Origin of the sequence: Clostridium sp. UBA5712 (assembly GCF_002419845.1) — a bacterium.
GTDB classification, from domain to species: domain Bacteria; phylum Bacillota; class Clostridia; order Clostridiales; family Clostridiaceae; genus Clostridium_J; species Clostridium_J sulfidigenes.
On record NZ_DIGW01000014.1, the window covers coordinates 241480 to 258371 of the forward strand.

A 16892-nucleotide genomic window follows, 5' to 3' on the forward strand; every position below is an offset into this window, starting at 1 on the left:
AATTATGACAACTCAAAGAGAAAAAGTAAATTCTAGAGGTGAGACCTTGGAAAAATTTTTGGAAAGATATAATCCGGAGAAATATAAGAAGCCTGCAGTGACAGTGGATACTTTAATATTTACTGAGAAAAAGGTGCATGAAGAAAAAAATCAACTACAAATATTATTAGTGAAGAGAAAAGATCATCCTTGTATAGGTAATTGGGCAATTCCTGGAGGGTTTGTGAATATGGATGAAGACATAGAGGCGGCAGCTCTTAGGGAATTGAAAGAAGAAACCAATGTGGATGATGTTTTTCTAGAGCAACTATATACCTTTGGAAACGTAGAAAGAGATCCACGGGATAGGATTATAAGTGTTTCATATGTTGCATTAGTAGATTATGATAAATTAAAACCTAAGGCTGGAGATGATGCAGCAGAGGTGGCTTGGTTTAGAGTTGAAAAAAATTTTTTATATTCTAGTCAGGAAGAAGGTACCTATAGACTAATTTTTTATAATGATGAAAGAAAAATAAAAATAGAATATTTAGTATTAGAAAAGGGTGTTAAAAAAGGAAGTAGTAGAAGCAGAGAAGTATATATAAAACCTTCAATGGAAAATACAGACTTATTAGCTTTTGACCATGAAAAGATGATTAATTTAGCTATTAACAAGCTAAATAATCTTAGGTAAACTAATAAACTTATATTTTAAAATTGTTAAGCAAATGAGGAAAAAAATCTTTGTCTTGTAACACTTATTACAGCAATTTATAGTGCTATGTGATATTATATTACAAAATGAAGAAATAAAGGATTAGTAAGGAATGGTGAAGTCTTATGGATGAAAAATGGATTAATCAGTTATTGAGCATTGAGTTATTTAAAGATATTGAAAAAGAAGAACTTAAAAGTGTATTAAGTTGTTTAAAGTCTAGCATAAAAAACTATAAAAAAAGAGATATAATAACTATTGAAAAAGATAAATTAACTGGGATAGGAGTAGTTTTAGAGGGTGAAGTAAGTGTTAGTAAGGAAACTTTAGATGGTGATAGAGTTATGATGTCAAGAGTAAAAAGAGGAGATTTATTTGGAGAAATAGATGCTTTTTCTAAGGATGGATGGCTTTCAACTGTAGAGGCGTATACTGATTGCACTATCCTATTTTTACATCCAGATAAGATTGTAGGAGTGTGCAATAAAGCCTGTGAGGGACATAAAAATTTAATACAGAATATGTTACAAATAGTAGCTAAAAAAGCTCTTAGTTTAAATGAAAAGGTAGAAATTCTTTCATTAAAAAGTATAAGAAAAAAAATTAGCACATATTTGATTCAGCAATATAATATTAATAATAGTCTTACCTTTGATATACCTTTAAAGAGAAATGAATTAGCTGAATATATACTAGTATCTAGACCTTCTCTTTCAAGAGAATTAATAAATATGAAGGAAGAAGGAATTATAGATTTTCACAGAAGCTCCTTTCGAATAATTGATCTGAAAAGTTTAAAGGAATGCCTAGGATAAAGAGTTATTTAAGAGGGGCTTTATCAAAATAGATTTATCTATTTTGAGAAAGCCCCTTTGTGTATTCTGAAATTATAAAAATTCAACAGTTCTCATACGATTTATTGCTGCAGCTAATTCTATTTTCCTAGGTAATTCAAGCCAACGTTCAGTTAAGAAAATATTTGGGAAAATTGAGTCTAAGCCCTTAGATTCAATTTGGTTATATGCTTCAGAAATAGCCTTCTCAATATGAGTGGTTTCTGAGGTTGATCTAATTTCTATAAATCTCAATATATATGCTAATGCATTTAGTTGAGCATGTGATGTTATTCCAGGTAGCATACGTAAATCAATTTTCTCATCACCTATAAGAATATATTCTTTTTCTATGACATCAAATTTTTCAGAGCTTTGTTCATTAGGATAAGGAGTAAAGCTATTACTACTTAATTTACGATTATGATACCAATTCACAGGTTCTAAGGTTTCATCAACAGCAAGCTCTTTAGAATTAAAGCACATTAGTTTTGCTTCTTCTGCTACGTTATATGCAACAAAGTCTTCCATAAGGATTACATTATCAGCAATTTCAAGATATTCACTGCTACCACCAATAACTAGTATGGTTGAAGCTCCAGTTTCTTGGTACATTTGACATATCCTATCAGTAAATGGAGTTATAGGTTCTTTTTTTATAAGTTGCTTCATTCTAGAATCCTTTATCATAAAGTTTGTAGCACTTCTATCTTCATCAATTAAAAATAACTTTGACCCATAATTAATAGCTTCTATAATGTTAGCAGCTTGTGATGTGCTTCCACTTGCACGATCAGTTGAGAATGATTTTACATCCACCATAGATAGAGATTTTATGAAAGGTGATAAGTCTAGATTTTGGATTGACCTACCATCTTCTGCTGATATATTTATAGCAGTTTCGTCTGTTATTACAAATTCACGTCCATCTCCAGGAACATGATTATAGACTCCTACAGATATAGCATCCAGCAATGTGCTTTTTCCAGAATATCCTCCGCCAGTGATAATAGTTACTCCCTTTTTAACTCCCATACCTATAATTGAGCTACCATCATTAAGGTTAATTTTTACTTCATCCTCTATAGGACTTATAAATGGTAAGGAGTTTTCTTGTGGAAGTTCTGTTCCTTTTAATCGCGGTAAAATACTTCCATTAGCTACAAAGGAGCAGTAAGAGTTTTCACTCAAGAACTTACGAATTTGCTCTTGAATTGAAGCTGTTTCAAGCCAGTTATCTAAGGTTTCATTATCAAAATTATCTATAAAGTCATCAAGTATTTGTGGCAAATCCTTGGTCATCATTTTAATGGATTTCTTTCCATTGATGGTTAACTTCTTTTCTTTATCTTTATATACAGGCAGTAGGGCCTGAATCATTATACATAAATAATCATAATCTTTAAAAAAGGAGCAATTACGGGTTAGTACTTCTTGACCTGGATTATAAATATATAGCATTCCTGTAATTTTTGCTTCCTTGGTACGACTATAATATTCTTCATTTTTCAAGTTTATATAATAACTAAGTTTTCTAAGGCAATAGTCTTCAATAGCTAATTTTTCAAATGCTGAATAGGAATTTGCATTTTTAAGATTTAAATGGGACAATGGAATTTTAATTGTTATAGTCGGCTTTTCAAGTAAAAGTTTATGAGTAACATCAAATTTAAATTCTATATCCTTATGGTAATAATAAGGTCCTTTAACAAGTGACTGCAAAGCTTCTTTTCTTTTAAAGCTGCTTGCCTGTGGAGTACAGCCTAATTTACGAGACATAATATGAGCGTTATCCTCGTAAATTTTACGGTAATAGGATACATTGCAATCATCAATTTCTAATAATATTTTCTTTAAACGATCTATAGGTAACACCTCTTTCAATAATATAAATTATTTTATTCAACGACAATTCGGAAGGTAAGCCATCCACTTTAATTGTAAAAATAAATGACAATCATATTAAGAAAAAATAAAACACCTCTGATAAAATCAGAAGTGTTTTAATCAATGAGAAATTACCTCAAACAATAGTCTACGTTTATGTTAGAAAGTTCTTATATAGGTAGACAAAACATGATCTGAAATTATCATTTTTAATTTAATATTAATTGTCATATTGTCAACCTCACTTTCTTAATTAATAAGTATATATTAACAGTTAATTAAGAAAATGTCAATAATCCTTTCAATATCATTCTTTAACAGAACTTAAATTTACAATGTTATAAATAATCACTAAATTTTGTAAATTTCTAATAGTGGTATCCGGAGATACCGAAATTAAGTGTTAAATTACATATTATATTAATATAGATTTAAAAAACCAATTAAAACAAAATTTTAAAGGAGGTTTTTAGATGGGTATGTTTTGTTATCAATGTCAAGAAACTGCTAAAGGGACAGGGTGTAAAATAAGAGGTGTATGTGGAAAGACAGATAAGGTTGCTAACTTACAAGATCTAATGATTTATTCACTAAAGGGAATTGCTATTTTTCAACAAAAAGGATTAGAGAAAGGTATAAGATTTCCTAAGGCTAATCATTTTATAGTAAGTGGACTATTTATGACTATTACAAATGCTAATTTTGATGATTCTGCATTTGTTGAAAAAATAAAGGAAGCTATAGAACTTAGAGAAGAAGTTAAGAAAGAATTACTGGATAAAGGAATAAATTTAGGAGAATTACATGATGCTGCTACTTTTGTAGTAGAAGGTGATTTAGAACTTTTAGAAAAATCAAAGGCTATTGAAGTTGGAATATTAGCTACTGAAAATGAAGATGTACGTTCTCTTAGAGAATTAATTATTTATGGTGTAAAAGGTATGGCAGCATATGCTGAACATGCATTAAATTTAGGAAAAGAAAATGAAGAAGTTTATGATTTTATGGTAAAGGCATTAGTAGCTACATTAGATAATACATTAAGTGCAGATGAACTAGTTGCCCTTACTTTAGAAACAGGTAAATTTGGTGTGGATACTATGGCAATGCTAGATGCTGCCAATACAGGTACTTATGGAAATCCGGAAATTACTGAAGTAAATATAGGAGTTAGAAATAATCCTGCTATATTGATATCAGGACATGATTTAAAGGATTTAGAAGAGCTTTTAGAACAAACAAAAGATACAGGTGTAGATGTTTATACTCATGGTGAAATGTTACCAGCTCACTATTATCCATTCTTTAAGAAATATTCTAATTTTGTAGGTAACTATGGTAATGCTTGGTGGAAACAAAATGAAGAATTTGAACCTTTTAATGGGCCAATACTGTTTACAACAAATTGTATAGTACCACCAAAGGAAAGTTATGCAGATAGAGTTTATACTACAGGTGCTACTGGATATCCAGGATTTAAATATATTAAAGATAGAGAAGATGGAAAAGCTAAAGACTTTAGTGAAATTATAGAACATGCTAAAAAATTACCATCACCTAAAGAAATTGAAAAGGGTAAAATTGTAGGCGGTTTTGCTCATGCACAAGTATTTGCTTTAGCAGATAAGGTAGTAGAAGCTGTTAAATCTGGTGCCATTAAGAAGTTCTTTGTTATGGCTGGTTGTGATGGAAGAATGAAATCAAGAAATTATTATACAGAGTTTGCAGAAAAATTACCAAAAGATACAGTAATATTAACTGCAGGATGTGCTAAATATCGTTATAATAAATTAAATCTTGGCGATATAGGTGGAATTCCAAGGGTTTTAGATGCAGGACAGTGTAATGATTCTTATTCATTAGCTGTAATAGCTTTAAAATTAAAAGAAATATTTGAACTAAATGATGTAAATGAACTTCCTATAGCTTATAACATAGCGTGGTATGAGCAAAAAGCTGTAATAGTACTTCTAGCATTACTTTATTTAGGAGTAAAAAATATTCATCTAGGACCAACACTTCCAGGATTCTTATCACCAAATGTAGCAAAAGTATTAGTAGAAACTTTTGGGATTGCAGGCATAGGAACTGTGGATGAAGATTTAGAAATGTTTTTAGGATAATATATGCCCCTAATTTACCCCTAATATATTTATCCTTAACATATAAATATTTCAGTGAAAATAAGGGTATTGACTTTATATATTAAGTTAATACCTTTATTTTTGTATATAAATTAATCTATATAAGTGAAATAATAATATAGAAATATATTCTAGTGTAATATATAATTTAAGTTAAATAATCTTGCAGAAGAGGACAAGAACTGCAAGGTTTAATGCTTTATAACTTGATATACTTTTATTAAAGGAGGGATAAATATGGAACTTTTAGATAAAATGAATAGAGCCATTGAGTATATGGAAAGTAATATAACTAATAGAATTGATTATGAGAAAGTAGCTAATGAAATTGGGTATTCAGTGCATCACTTTCAAAGAATGTTTTCTTTTATTACTGACATTTCAATGGTAGAGTATGTTAGACGTAGAAGGATGACTATGGCAGCTTTTGAACTGCAAAACAGCTCTATGAAGGTTATCGATATTGCACTAAAGTATGGGTATGAATCACCAGAGGCTTTTACCCGCGCATTTCAGAATCTGCATGGCATAACTCCTACAACAGCAAGAAATAAGGGAATAAGTCTAAAAGCATATCCACGTATATCCTTTCAAATTTCTATTAAAGGAGTAAGTGAAATGAAGTATAGAATTGAAACAAGAGAAGCTTTTCAAGTTTATGGCATTGAAAAAATATTTGACACGAATTATGATGAGAATTTAAGAGAGATACCCAATTTTTGGGATGAAGTATTAAGTAATGGAGAATGTGACAAATTAGCTGAATCTACAGGTAATTTAAATAATCAAGGGGAATTATGTCCAGTAAATGCAATATGCGAATATAGACAAACTGGTGGTACTACTTTTCCATATATGATATGTGCTTTAAAGAGTGATAAAAGTGATACCACAGGTTATAAAATAGTAGAGATTCCATCAGCTACTTGGGCGATTTTTACTTCGGAGGAATATGATATTGATGATGTTAGTACTGCTTTTCAAGATTTAAATAAGAGGGCACATACTGAATGGTTACCTACATCAACTTATAATAAATTAGAAGGTTATGATTTAGAAATGTATTATGAAAAAGAGAGTGGCAAAGGGTATTGTGAATCTTGGATTAGAGTGGAGTCTAAAACTGAATAAGGATATATAAATAAGGATCAGCTATAAATTTATAGCTGATCCTTACTAATTATACTAAAAGCTCTTCCATATTCCAAACCTGAGTTGCTAAATCTTTATAGAAATCAACTTCATGGCAAACTAAAAGGAGAGTACCCTTAAAATCAATAAGAGCTTTTTTTAGTTCAGCCTTAGAGATAGCATCTAAATGGTTAGTTGGCTCATCAAGTAAAAGCCAATTTGTTGGAGTTAAGGTAAGTTTACAAAGTCTAACCTTTGATTGTTCTCCGCCACTTAAAGTTTTTAGTTTTTGGTTCATATGCTCATTTTTAATACCACAACGACCAAGGGCTGCTCTTATTTCGCTCTGAGATTTTTTTGGAAAACAATCCCAAACTTCCTCAAGAGGAGTATGGTCTGAACCATGAACCTGTTGCTCAAAGTAAGCTGGGTACAGATAATCTCCAAGTTTTATATCACCATCTATTGGAGGTATTACTCCCATTATGGTCTTTAAAAATGTGGATTTACCTATGCCATTGCAACCTGTAATGGCAATTTTTTCACCTCTTTTTAAAGTAAGATCAAGATTTTTTATAAGTGGGTAGCTGTAGCCAATGGCTAGACTAGAGCTTTTCATCACAAGGGAAGCAGAGGTTCTTTTAAAATTAAAGGAAAAACGAGGTTTAGGTGAAATTATTTTTGGTTTTTCTAGTTTTTCAATTTTATCAAGAGCCTTTTGTCTACCCTTAGCCATTTTTGCAGTAGAAGCACGAACTTTATTTTTATCAATAAAGTTCTGAAGCTTTTGAATTTCCTTTTGTTGAGCAGTATATTCAGCTATATATCTTTTTCTTTCCTCATCTTGTAGTTTTAAGAAGTTATCATAATTTCCCATATACCTTTTTATAGAGGAAAACTCTAGATTAAAAATTACATTTGTAATATTGTTTAAAAAGCTAGTGTCGTGGGATATGACCACAAAAGCATTTTCATAGTCATGTAGATATTTAGATAACCACTCTATATGCTCTTTATCTAGATAATTAGTAGGCTCATCTAAAAGTAATATATCAGGAGCTTCAAGAAGTAGTTTTGCTAGCATAACCTTAGTTTTTTGACCTCCACTTAAATTTTTAAAGGGAGTATTCATACCAAGGGCAGTTATACCAAGCCCTTTACACATAGTTTCAATATGCTTTTCAATATTATAAAACTCACTAGAATCCAGCCTATCTTGAAGATGACCTAATTTATTGATTAATTTATCATAGTCATCTACATCTCCGGTAGCTAACTTATTACTTATGAGTAAGATCTTTTCTTCTAATTCATAAAGATTTCTATAGGCTTCCCTTAAAACTTCTTTTATGGTTAAGTTTTCATTTATATCAGAATTTTGTTTAAGATATCCAATCTTACAGGAAGAAGCTTTAGTAAAAGTACCTTCATCGCAGATTAATTTTTCAGTTAAGATGTTAAACAGGGTAGTCTTACCAGCACCATTAACTCCAACAAGACCAGCGTGTTCGCCCTTTAGTAGTCTAAGGGACATATTTTTAAAAATAGTTTTATCTCCAAAACTAAAGCTTATATTTTCAATATTTAATATACTCATGTCTTTATACCTCCGTAAAATAAAAAAGGAAAGAGGCTTTGCTCTTTCCTTAAAATTCATGTAAATTAATGCAATGAAAATTATATTCTAAATCATAGTAGAGTAAAAAATTAGTTCTCATATTAGCTATAACAAAATAATAGTGTAGTGATACTAATTTAAATTTTATATGATTTAGAGTATGAAAAAAGAGTCTTATCCTGTAAAAGATAATTCTATTCAAATGCTTAGGTAAAAAAGGGCGCAGTTATCCCGTTATTAACCTAAAACACTTACAAGAACTACCATTTTACACAATTCGACTCAACCTCTTTCTTTGCATTAATTTATTTTAAATATAATAATATTCAATATATTTATTATTACATATATACATAAATATTATACCATAGTAGTTGAAAAAGTAAATACAGTAATAAAATAACTTTTACTTTTAAACATGCCTTCATACTAATCCTAGTAAAGAGTTTGTAATTAAGAGAATGAAGTGAGAAGTAGATATTATAGAAAATACTTATTGTAGGCATTAATAAGTACTAATAGGACAATTGTATAAATTAGTAAGAATTCAATAATAGCATAAAAGTACTAAATACTGCGGATCTAAAGCCTTAATTAATGTTTCTAATAATAATATAATAGAATTAAGAAATTTAAATAAAAATTTCATGAAAGAGGGATAATTATGAAAAACTTAGCATTAAGAGATGCAACGGAGGTGGATGCCCCCATTATCGCTGGTCTTATATATGATACTGAGGAAACACCAGATCATATTTGGGGCCAGGGCACTAAAGAGGAGATTTTAAATAGGATTCAATGGCTAGTATTAAGTCAGGAATCTAGATATTCATATTTAAATATAAAGGTAGCAGAACTAAATGGAAAGACCTGTGGAGCTATAATTCTTTTAAACAGTGAAGAAATATCTCATTTAGATACAAAAACTAGTTTTGAATTACTTCATATGATAAAAGGAATTAAAGGAAAAATAAAATTTATAAAGGACCTTATTTTAGGAATGTACTTAAAAGAGGGTGGAGATAAAGAGCTTTATATAGCAAACTTAGCAACTACTAAAAAAGTTAGAGGTCTTGGAATAGGAAAAGAACTAATGAAGTTAGCAGAAAAGGTAGCTAAAGAAAAAGGATATAAAGGTTGTTCACTGCTAGCTAAGGATGAGAAAGTAAGAAAGTTCTATGAAAACTTAGATTATAAATTTGAAAAAGAAGAAAAGTATTTTTCTCAATATTTATATAGAATGGTAAAAATGGTTTAATGTTATATATGTAAATTACAAGGACTAAATGTCCATGATATATATTACCTATGAAAAAAAGTCTTGTCATTTAGAAATGACAAGACTTTTTTCATTATATATTGTTTCTAACTTTAAATACTTCTTTATTCTTAATATATACTCTAGGAATTCTGGATTTAATTCTGCAAAGAATTTCGTAGTTTATTGTGCCTAAGGCTTCTGCCATATCATCAGCATTAAATTTTAAGTCTCCTTCTCCACCTAAAATAATAACTTCATCACCAGTCTTTATATTTTCTATGTCTGTTACATCAATCATACACTGATCCATACAAATTCTACCTAGAATACTAGCAAATTTACCATTTACAATTACCTTAGCATTTTCACTTAATGCTCTAGGATAACCATCTCCATAGCCTATTGGTAGTGTAGCTACAATAGTTTTTTTATTGGTTTTAAAGGTTTTACCATAACTTATATACATATCCTTATGCAATTCTTTTACATGGGCTACCTTTGCTTTCAAAGTTAGAGCTGGTTTTACTGAAAGGTTATCCTTAGAAACTTCTTTAGAAGGGTAATAACCATAAAGTATAATGCCTGGTCTCACGCCATTTAAATAAGTTTCAGGCATATCTATAATTGCTCCACTATTAGAAATATGTTTTAACGGAATTTCAATTCCAAGAGCTTTTAAATCCGCCATAACCTTTTTAAATTTAAAAAGTTGTTCATTGGCATAGGATTTGTCTTTTTCATCAGAGGTGGAGAAGTGGGAATATATTCCAATCACTTCTAAACCTTCTAAGTTATAAACTTCATTTATAGTTTTAACGGTATCATCACCAGGGAGAAATCCTATTCTACCCATACCAGTATCTATGGCAATATGGATTTTAACTTTTTTATTAAAGTTTAAGGCTATTTTTGATAGTTCCTTTGCATAATCTAAATCATATACTGTTTGCTCAATATCATAATTTATTAGATCTTCGCCTAAGTATAAAGGAGTATATCCTAAAATTACTATAGGAGCATTAATATTATTTTCTCTAAGCTCTATGGCTTCTGTCAGCATTGCTACAGCGAGTCTAGAGGCTCCATTTTCTAAAAGGGTAGGAACAACATCTACAGCTCCATGTCCATAGCAATCTGCTTTTACGATAGCAATGAGCTCTTTATCTCCGACTAATTTTTTTATATTTTTTGTGTTAGTGGCTATTGTATCTAAATTTATCTCTGCCCATACAGGTCTCATTATTTTTTCCATTGTTACACCTCGTAATTTCTTTCATTATTTCTAGTAAGCTATTTTAGTTATATTCATTAAGAATTTACTTCGTTATATCAAGTGAAACTTACCTTATACTATTATTTTAGTATAATTACATTAAATCACAAGAACCAGTTAGTACAGGATTTATTGATAAGGTGGTTTACTTAGTTTTTTTATATTATCACCAATTATTTTTATTCCTACTTTGATATCTTCATCACTTACTCTACCAAAGCCGATTCTAAAGCAGTCTTTGCCTTTGCCACTATTTATATAAAAGATATCACCAGGCATAAATAGTACATTATCCTTATAACATATATCTAGAAGTTGTCTTGCATCTATATTATTTTTAAGCTTAATAAATATATGAAGGCCACCTTCTCCAGTAACATATTCATAAGGGATGTATTCATTTATCATTTCCATAACCAGATTATACTTATCTCTATAATATTTTCTTACATTTTTTACATACCTACTAAAGGCTCCACTTTTTAAGTAATAGTAAAAGGAAGCTTGATCAAGGAAAGAACAGTGAATGGTTCTACCTCTTTTTACACTTTCTAAAACATCAATTAAATCTTTACTAGCTAAAATCCATCCAATTCTAAGGCCTGGAAAGAGTATTTTAGAAAGACTGCCAATATAGATTATACTATTGCCCATGCCACTTAATGATGCTATGGGATCGATGGGAGAGCTAGAGTATAGAAGCTCTTCATTAAATCCATCTTCAATTATAGGTACAGAGTACTGTCTAAAAAGATTATAAATTTCTTTTCTTCGTTTGGTTTTGGTTACAATACCTGTAGGATTATTATAAGAAGGGATTATATATCCAAATTTAGGATTATACTTTTCAAGCTTCATTTGTAAATCTTCTAAATCCATACCTTCTTCATTCATTTTTACCTGGATAACTTCAATTTCATGGGCTTTCATAATTTTTAATGCTGTATTATGGGTAGGTTCTTCACAAAGTATTATATCTCCTTTTTTAGTTAAAGAACCTATAATAATATCAAAGGCTTCAGTAAAACCGTTAGTGATTAATATATCTCTACCTTCAGTATTAACTCTTTTTTCCTCCATATACTGAAGAAAATATTGGATTAAAGGGGCATATCCCTTAGCATATCCATAGTTTAATAGGTTTTCTTCCTCATAAGTCCAAGCATCTAAGAGAGCTCTTTTAAAGTCATCCATATTAAAAAGACTAGGTTCAGGGGCAATAGATTTAAAAGAAATCATATTGTTTTTATAGGGAAGTTCACTTTTAATAATATCAAGATCTCTAAGGGTATCAGCATAATTGCTAATCATATTCATAAAATTAATATTATATTCTTCACAGGTATTTTCAGTCTCCATTAAAATAAAGGTACCAACACCCCTCTTAGTAGTTATTATTCCTTTGCTTTCTAGTTCTTCATAGGCAGCAATGACAGAATTTCTACTTATGTTTAAAAGCTTACTTGCTTCTCTTGTGGAAGGTAGTTTACTATCTTTTTTTAATTCACCCTTTTTTATTCCATTAATGATATGTGTTTCTAGTTGCATATAAATAGGTTCATCCCTATTAATAATTAGAGTAGAAAATATCATATTTAACACCACCTATTTTTATTAATTGTATTCCTATAAAAGTTATCATAATAATACAAAGTAAAAAAGATTCAAGTTTGCACTGGTTATCTTTACAAAACCAAACAAAAGAATCACTTAAAAATAGTTTATTAGAAAAATAAGTTAGTTTCAATAGAAAAACAAGAATAATTGTTGTAGAATATTAATAGAAATTTTGAAATACTTAGGAGGACATCATGAATAGTTTAGTTATTGTATTTTTATTAGCAGTAGTAGGAGGGGTTATTGGATGGGTAACAAACATATTAGCCATAAAGCTTATGTTTAGACCAATTAATCCAATTAAAATTCCATTAATAAATTTAGAGATAATAGGATTAATTCCAAAGAGAAAAAATGAAATAGCACAAAATATTGGGGAAGTGGTGGCAAAGGAATTATTGTCAATTGATGATATAATAAAAAATGCAATCACAGAAGAAGATAAGGTTATATTTAGTCAGTTAGTCAAAAATAAAATAAGAAATTTAGTGGCAGGAAAGATGGATTTTGTGCCAGCACCCTTTAGGATCATGGTTCAAGGACCTATAGATAACATTATAGAGGAAGAAGTTGATGGGGCTTTAAAGGAAATGGAAAGTGAAGCTGTTAGTCATATCAAAGATAAAGTAGATATTAAAGAAATGGTTGAAGAAAAAATAAATGAGTTGGATTTACAAGAACTTGAAAGAATTATTATAAATGTAGCTAAAAAGGAATTAAAACATATTGAAGTTTTGGGCTTTATCTTAGGAGCTGCAATAGGTATAGTTCAAGGATTAGTGGTTATGCTCTTTAAATAAGAATATACATAATTATAGATAAGCAGTTGATATAAGGTATAAAATATGATATGTTAAATTAAGAATTTAATAAAAAATCCACAGAATTCTGTGGGAGAGGTTCGTAACCATCCCTCTATAAAAAACTAGGGAATAAGACTTATATGGTCGTGCTATACCCTTAGTGCGACCTTTTTTAGGTTGTATTTTTTATGCCTTGGGATGGAGCTCAAGGCATTTTTTTATGGTTTCATTAAGAAAGGAAGAGAAAAGATGGACAAGAGAAAAGTAATAATAGATTGTGATCCAGGAATTGATGATTCATTGGCTATAATTCTTGCACTAAAATCAGAGGAGATAGATGTTAAAGGGATAACTATAGTATCGGGGAATGTCCATGGAAAAAAAGGGGCAGAAAATGCATTAAAGATACTTAAAGAACTAAATAGGTTAGATATACCAGTGTATCTTGGGGAATGCGAACCTATGGAAAGAAAATTAATTACTGCAGAGGATACCCATGGAAGTGATGGACTTGGAGAAAGTTTCTTACCAAGGGTAGAGGAGGTAACCTATAAAGAAGGTGCAGTAAATTTTATTCTAGATGAGTTAAAATCAGAGGATATAACAATTATCGCATTGGGTCCTTTAACTAATATAGCAAAAGCTTTAGAAAAAGATTGTGAAGTTACAAGAAAGATGAAGGAGTTAGTTATTATGGGAGGAGCTTTTAAGAGCTTTGGTAATTGCTCTCAAGTAGCAGAGTTTAATTTTTGGGTTGACCCTCATGGTGTAGAAAAAGTCTTTAAGGAATTAAAAAGGAATATTACCATGGTGGGATTAGATGTTACTAGACAATGTGTTTTAACTCCCAATTATATTGAGATGATAAGGCAGTTTAATGAACCTCTTGGAGAGCTAATTGTAAGGATAACTAAATTTTATGTGGACTTTCATTGGAACCAAGAAAGAACCTTAGGATGTGTAATTAATGATCCACTAGCAATAGCATATTTTATTAATCCTGAATTATGTTCTGGAAAGGAATATTTTGTAGATATAGTTACAGAGGGAAAAGCTATAGGAATGACACTGGTGGATGAAGGGGATTTTTATAGAGAAAAACCAAATTGTCTAGTGTTAACAGAGGTAAATTCAAAAGGTTTTATGGAAATGTTTCTAACAAGAATTTTTCCAAAACATAAAGAAGATATAATATCAATTTTAAATAATTCTAAATATGGACTAAATTAAGAGGAGGAAGGTTAGAAATATGAATAGTAAAAAGAATAAGGGAATTATTTTTATGGGTTTAGCAGTAGCTATAAACTTAGTAGGAGGATTTATAGCATTATCATTAAAACTTCCAATTTACATTGATACTATAGGAACTATTTTAGTTTCAATATTGTTTGGACCAGTAAGTGGAGCTGTGGTTGGAGGATTATCATCAATTATTAATGGTATAACCTTTGATCCTATTTCATTTTATTTTTTACCAGTACAATTAGTAGTGGGGATAGGTACAGGAATGTTATTTAAAGGTGAGAAGGTTGGAGTTTTAAAGTCGATTTTAAGAATATTATTAGTTACAGTTTTAGGTTCAGCAACAGCAGCAGTTATTGCTTCCTTTGTTTTTCAAGGGATAACTTCCTCAGGTTCAAGTATTTTAGTTGCAATACTTAAAAACTCTGGAATTAGTATTATTACAGCAGTTTTTTCTACTCAGATTTTTACAGATTTATTAGATAAAGCTGTGAGCTTTGGATTAGTTTTTACAATTATTAAAATGTTACCATTAGATATTAAAAGTAATATTGTTGGGTATGAATAGTATGGATAGATATAATATAATAAAAGGGAAGAATAAAAGAGAAATAGTATTACTAAAGGCTTTTCCATGTGTTTGGGGGAAGTGCACATTTTGTGATTATATAGAGGATAATTCAACAAAATCTTCAGAAATCAATGATATAAATAAAAAGGTGTTAAAGGAAGTAAAAGGAACATATGGTACCTTAGAAGTGATTAATTCAGGAAGTTGCTTTGAATTACCTATTGAAACCTTGGAAAGCATTAGAAAAATAGTAATAGAAAAGAATATAAAAAAGATGTTCTTAGAAAGCCATTGGTGCTATAGAAGTAGATTACAAGAAATGAGAGATTTCTTTGGAATTGAAGTTATTTTTAAAATTGGAGTTGAAAGTTTTGATAATAATTTTAGAAATTTAGTGTTAAATAAAAATGCTAGATTTAAAGATTATAAGGAAGTTAGAAAGTATTTTAGCTCAGTATGCTTAATGGTAGGTATAAAAGGACAAAGTAAAGAAATGATTAAAAGAGATATTGATATAGTATTAAGTCATTTTGATTATGGAACAATAAATATATTTACAGAAAATACTACGGATATTAAGAGGGATGAAGAATTAATAAGTTGGTTTGAAAAGGAATATAATTTCCTTAAGGATGTTAGTAAAATTGAAGTGTTATTTGAAAATACAGATTTTGGAGTAGGGGATTAATTTTAAGAATTGCCTTATTAAAAGATAGAATATACGAGGTGAGCTAATTACTCACCTCGTATATTATTATATTAACGAAAATTCAATAATCTTATCTAGTAAAGTTGAATATTCCATGTTAGCAGCTTTTGCACTTTTGGGGAATAGAGAATTTTTGGTCATACCAGGTAAAGTGTTTAGTTCTATTACATAGGGTTTATCATTACTTACCATTATATCTACTCTTGCGTAAGCTTTACAATCAAAGAGCCTATAACATTTTTTAGATATTTCATTGATTTCATTTTCAAGGGATTCTGAAAGAATAGCTACTTCCTCTAAGGTATCTGTATCATTGTACTTAGATTCATAATCAAAGAAAGTTCCTCTATGGATTATAGATAGAATAGGTAATGTGTCACCATTCAATAGGGGAACGGTGTACTCGCTACCATTTATATATTCTTCTATAATTATTTCATCACCATACTTAAATCCTTCTAAAATAGCATTCCTAAGTTCTTCACGGCTATAAACTAAAGAAATTCCAATACTTGAACCACCACTGTTAGGTTTAACTATCATAGGGTATTTTAATTCTTCTATCTTTTTTAAATTTACACCTTCGTGTTTGTATAGATTAATTCCCTTTGCTATAGGGATACCCTCAGCTTTAAGAATTCGCTTACATTGTTTTTTATTCATGCAAAGGGCACTAGTCAAAGGATTACTTCCGGAGTATGGAATTCCTAAACTTTCTAAAATACTTTGAATAGTACCATCTTCTCCAAATTCACCATGAAAGGCTAAAAAAGCAAAATCTAAATCACGAACTTTATCTATTACTTCTTTTTTAGAGTTTATAATCAAAGGAATTACTTCATATTTATCATTATTTAGGTTTTTAATTATTTCTTTTCCAGATAAAAGGGATATTTCTCGCTCAAAGGAAATTCCACCCATTAATACGCCTACTCTCATATATACATCTCCTCAAATTTATATTCTTATACTATAATAATATTTCAATGAAAAAAAATAGAAAGTACCATTAAGTAATGGATTTTAGATAAGGGTGGTTTAAGAAGGTAGCTAAATTTTAAAATTGTCATTTTATTTGTATTGCTAGTACATAAATGAGTTTACAT

General features: G+C 29.7%; 14 protein-coding genes and 1 riboswitch. Of the genes, 9 read left to right on the forward strand and 5 right to left on the reverse strand.

Annotated elements, in window-relative coordinates; all coding sequences use genetic code 11:
- Window positions 1-4 precede the first annotated feature (4 nt).
- Together B3B03_RS12220 and B3B03_RS12225 are read left to right on the forward strand one after the other, a co-directional pair.
- Window positions 5-676, forward strand: coding sequence for an NUDIX domain-containing protein (locus B3B03_RS12220; RefSeq protein WP_035129446.1), 672 nt, complete (start codon window positions 5-7; stop codon window positions 674-676).
- 146 nt (window positions 677-822) lie between these two features.
- Window positions 823-1512 (forward strand): Crp/Fnr family transcriptional regulator, encoded by a 690-nt coding sequence (locus B3B03_RS12225; RefSeq protein WP_346877439.1) that lies wholly within the window; start codon window positions 823-825, stop codon window positions 1510-1512.
- A 72-nt stretch (window positions 1513-1584) separates the two neighbouring features.
- On the opposite strand, the gene B3B03_RS12230 is transcribed toward B3B03_RS12225, so the two are convergent.
- On the reverse strand, window positions 1585-3405 hold the full coding sequence (locus B3B03_RS12230) for a P-loop domain-containing protein (RefSeq protein ID WP_346877476.1): 1821 nt from the start codon (window positions 3403-3405) through the stop codon (window positions 1585-1587).
- Window positions 3406-3890: 485 nt separating this feature from the next.
- Between B3B03_RS12230 and hcp the strand changes: the two genes are divergently transcribed.
- On the forward strand, window positions 3891-5540 hold the full coding sequence (hcp, locus tag B3B03_RS12235) for a hydroxylamine reductase (protein WP_346877440.1): 1650 nt from the start codon (window positions 3891-3893) through the stop codon (window positions 5538-5540).
- A gap of 258 nt (window positions 5541-5798) precedes the next feature.
- The gene (locus B3B03_RS12240; protein ID WP_346877441.1) at window positions 5799-6692 is read left to right on the forward strand and encodes an AraC family transcriptional regulator; all 894 of its coding nucleotides are present in this window, start codon (window positions 5799-5801) and stop codon (window positions 6690-6692) included.
- Window positions 6693-6741: 49 nt separating this feature from the next.
- On the opposite strand, the gene B3B03_RS12245 is transcribed toward B3B03_RS12240, so the two are convergent.
- Window positions 6742-8289 carry an ABC-F family ATP-binding cassette domain-containing protein gene (locus B3B03_RS12245; protein ID WP_346877442.1) on the reverse strand — a complete coding sequence of 516 codons (1548 nt, stop codon included), beginning with the start codon at window positions 8287-8289 and terminating at the stop codon, window positions 6742-6744.
- 685 nt (window positions 8290-8974) lie between these two features.
- On the opposite strand from B3B03_RS12245, the gene B3B03_RS12250 reads away from it, so the two are divergent.
- Window positions 8975-9568: a GNAT family N-acetyltransferase gene (locus B3B03_RS12250; protein WP_346877443.1), complete on the forward strand. Its 594-nt coding sequence runs from the start codon at window positions 8975-8977 to the stop codon at window positions 9566-9568.
- Window positions 9569-9662: 94 nt separating this feature from the next.
- On the opposite strand, the gene alr is transcribed toward B3B03_RS12250, so the two are convergent.
- On the reverse strand, window positions 9663-10823 hold the full coding sequence (alr, locus tag B3B03_RS12255) for an alanine racemase (protein ID WP_346877444.1): 1161 nt from the start codon (window positions 10821-10823) through the stop codon (window positions 9663-9665).
- 150 nt (window positions 10824-10973) lie between these two features.
- Window positions 10974-12437, reverse strand: coding sequence for a PLP-dependent aminotransferase family protein (locus tag B3B03_RS12260; protein WP_346877445.1), 1464 nt, complete (start codon window positions 12435-12437; stop codon window positions 10974-10976).
- Window positions 12438-12655: 218 nt separating this feature from the next.
- On the opposite strand from B3B03_RS12260, the gene B3B03_RS12265 reads away from it, so the two are divergent.
- The 4 genes from B3B03_RS12265 to B3B03_RS12280 all read left to right on the forward strand — a co-directional run bounded on the left by B3B03_RS12265 (window position 12656) and on the right by B3B03_RS12280 (window position 15765).
- Window positions 12656-13261: a DUF445 domain-containing protein gene (locus B3B03_RS12265; RefSeq protein WP_346877446.1), complete on the forward strand. Its 606-nt coding sequence runs from the start codon at window positions 12656-12658 to the stop codon at window positions 13259-13261.
- A 90-nt stretch (window positions 13262-13351) separates the two neighbouring features.
- A riboswitch (PreQ1 riboswitch) is annotated at window positions 13352-13396 on the forward strand.
- 117 nt (window positions 13397-13513) lie between these two features.
- Window positions 13514-14494: a nucleoside hydrolase gene (locus B3B03_RS12270; RefSeq protein WP_346877447.1), complete on the forward strand. Its 981-nt coding sequence runs from the start codon at window positions 13514-13516 to the stop codon at window positions 14492-14494.
- A 19-nt stretch (window positions 14495-14513) separates the two neighbouring features.
- Entirely contained in the window at window positions 14514-15074 is a 561-nt protein-coding gene (locus tag B3B03_RS12275; RefSeq protein WP_346877448.1) for an ECF transporter S component, read from the forward strand.
- A gap of 1 nt (window position 15075) precedes the next feature.
- Window positions 15076-15765, forward strand: coding sequence for a radical SAM protein (locus B3B03_RS12280; protein WP_346877449.1), 690 nt, complete (start codon window positions 15076-15078; stop codon window positions 15763-15765).
- Window positions 15766-15831: 66 nt separating this feature from the next.
- Here the strand turns inward: B3B03_RS12280 and B3B03_RS12285 are convergent, their stop codons facing one another.
- Window positions 15832-16725, reverse strand: a complete 894-nt coding sequence (locus B3B03_RS12285; protein ID WP_346877450.1) for a D-alanine--D-alanine ligase — start codon at window positions 16723-16725, stop codon at window positions 15832-15834.
- Between the last annotated feature and the right edge of the window lie 167 nt (window positions 16726-16892).

Coding starts and splice junctions, on each gene's coding strand:
- B3B03_RS12285 (WP_346877450.1), bottom strand. CDS start 16,725: ATGAGAGTAGGCGTATTAATGGGTGGAATTTCCTTTGAGCGAGAAATA.
- alr (WP_346877444.1), bottom strand. CDS start 10,823: ATGGAAAAAATAATGAGACCTGTATGGGCAGAGATAAATTTAGATACA.
- B3B03_RS12260 (WP_346877445.1), bottom strand. CDS start 12,437: ATGATATTTTCTACTCTAATTATTAATAGGGATGAACCTATTTATATG.
- B3B03_RS12245 (WP_346877442.1), bottom strand. CDS start 8,289: ATGAGTATATTAAATATTGAAAATATAAGCTTTAGTTTTGGAGATAAA.
- B3B03_RS12270 (WP_346877447.1), top strand. CDS start 13,514: ATGGACAAGAGAAAAGTAATAATAGATTGTGATCCAGGAATTGATGAT.
- B3B03_RS12240 (WP_346877441.1), top strand. CDS start 5,799: ATGGAACTTTTAGATAAAATGAATAGAGCCATTGAGTATATGGAAAGT.
- B3B03_RS12220 (WP_035129446.1), top strand. CDS start 5: ATGACAACTCAAAGAGAAAAAGTAAATTCTAGAGGTGAGACCTTGGAA.
- B3B03_RS12275 (WP_346877448.1), top strand. CDS start 14,514: ATGAATAGTAAAAAGAATAAGGGAATTATTTTTATGGGTTTAGCAGTA.
- hcp (WP_346877440.1), top strand. CDS start 3,891: ATGGGTATGTTTTGTTATCAATGTCAAGAAACTGCTAAAGGGACAGGG.
- B3B03_RS12225 (WP_346877439.1), top strand. CDS start 823: ATGGATGAAAAATGGATTAATCAGTTATTGAGCATTGAGTTATTTAAA.
- B3B03_RS12265 (WP_346877446.1), top strand. CDS start 12,656: ATGAATAGTTTAGTTATTGTATTTTTATTAGCAGTAGTAGGAGGGGTT.
- B3B03_RS12280 (WP_346877449.1), top strand. CDS start 15,076: ATGGATAGATATAATATAATAAAAGGGAAGAATAAAAGAGAAATAGTA.
- B3B03_RS12250 (WP_346877443.1), top strand. CDS start 8,975: ATGAAAAACTTAGCATTAAGAGATGCAACGGAGGTGGATGCCCCCATT.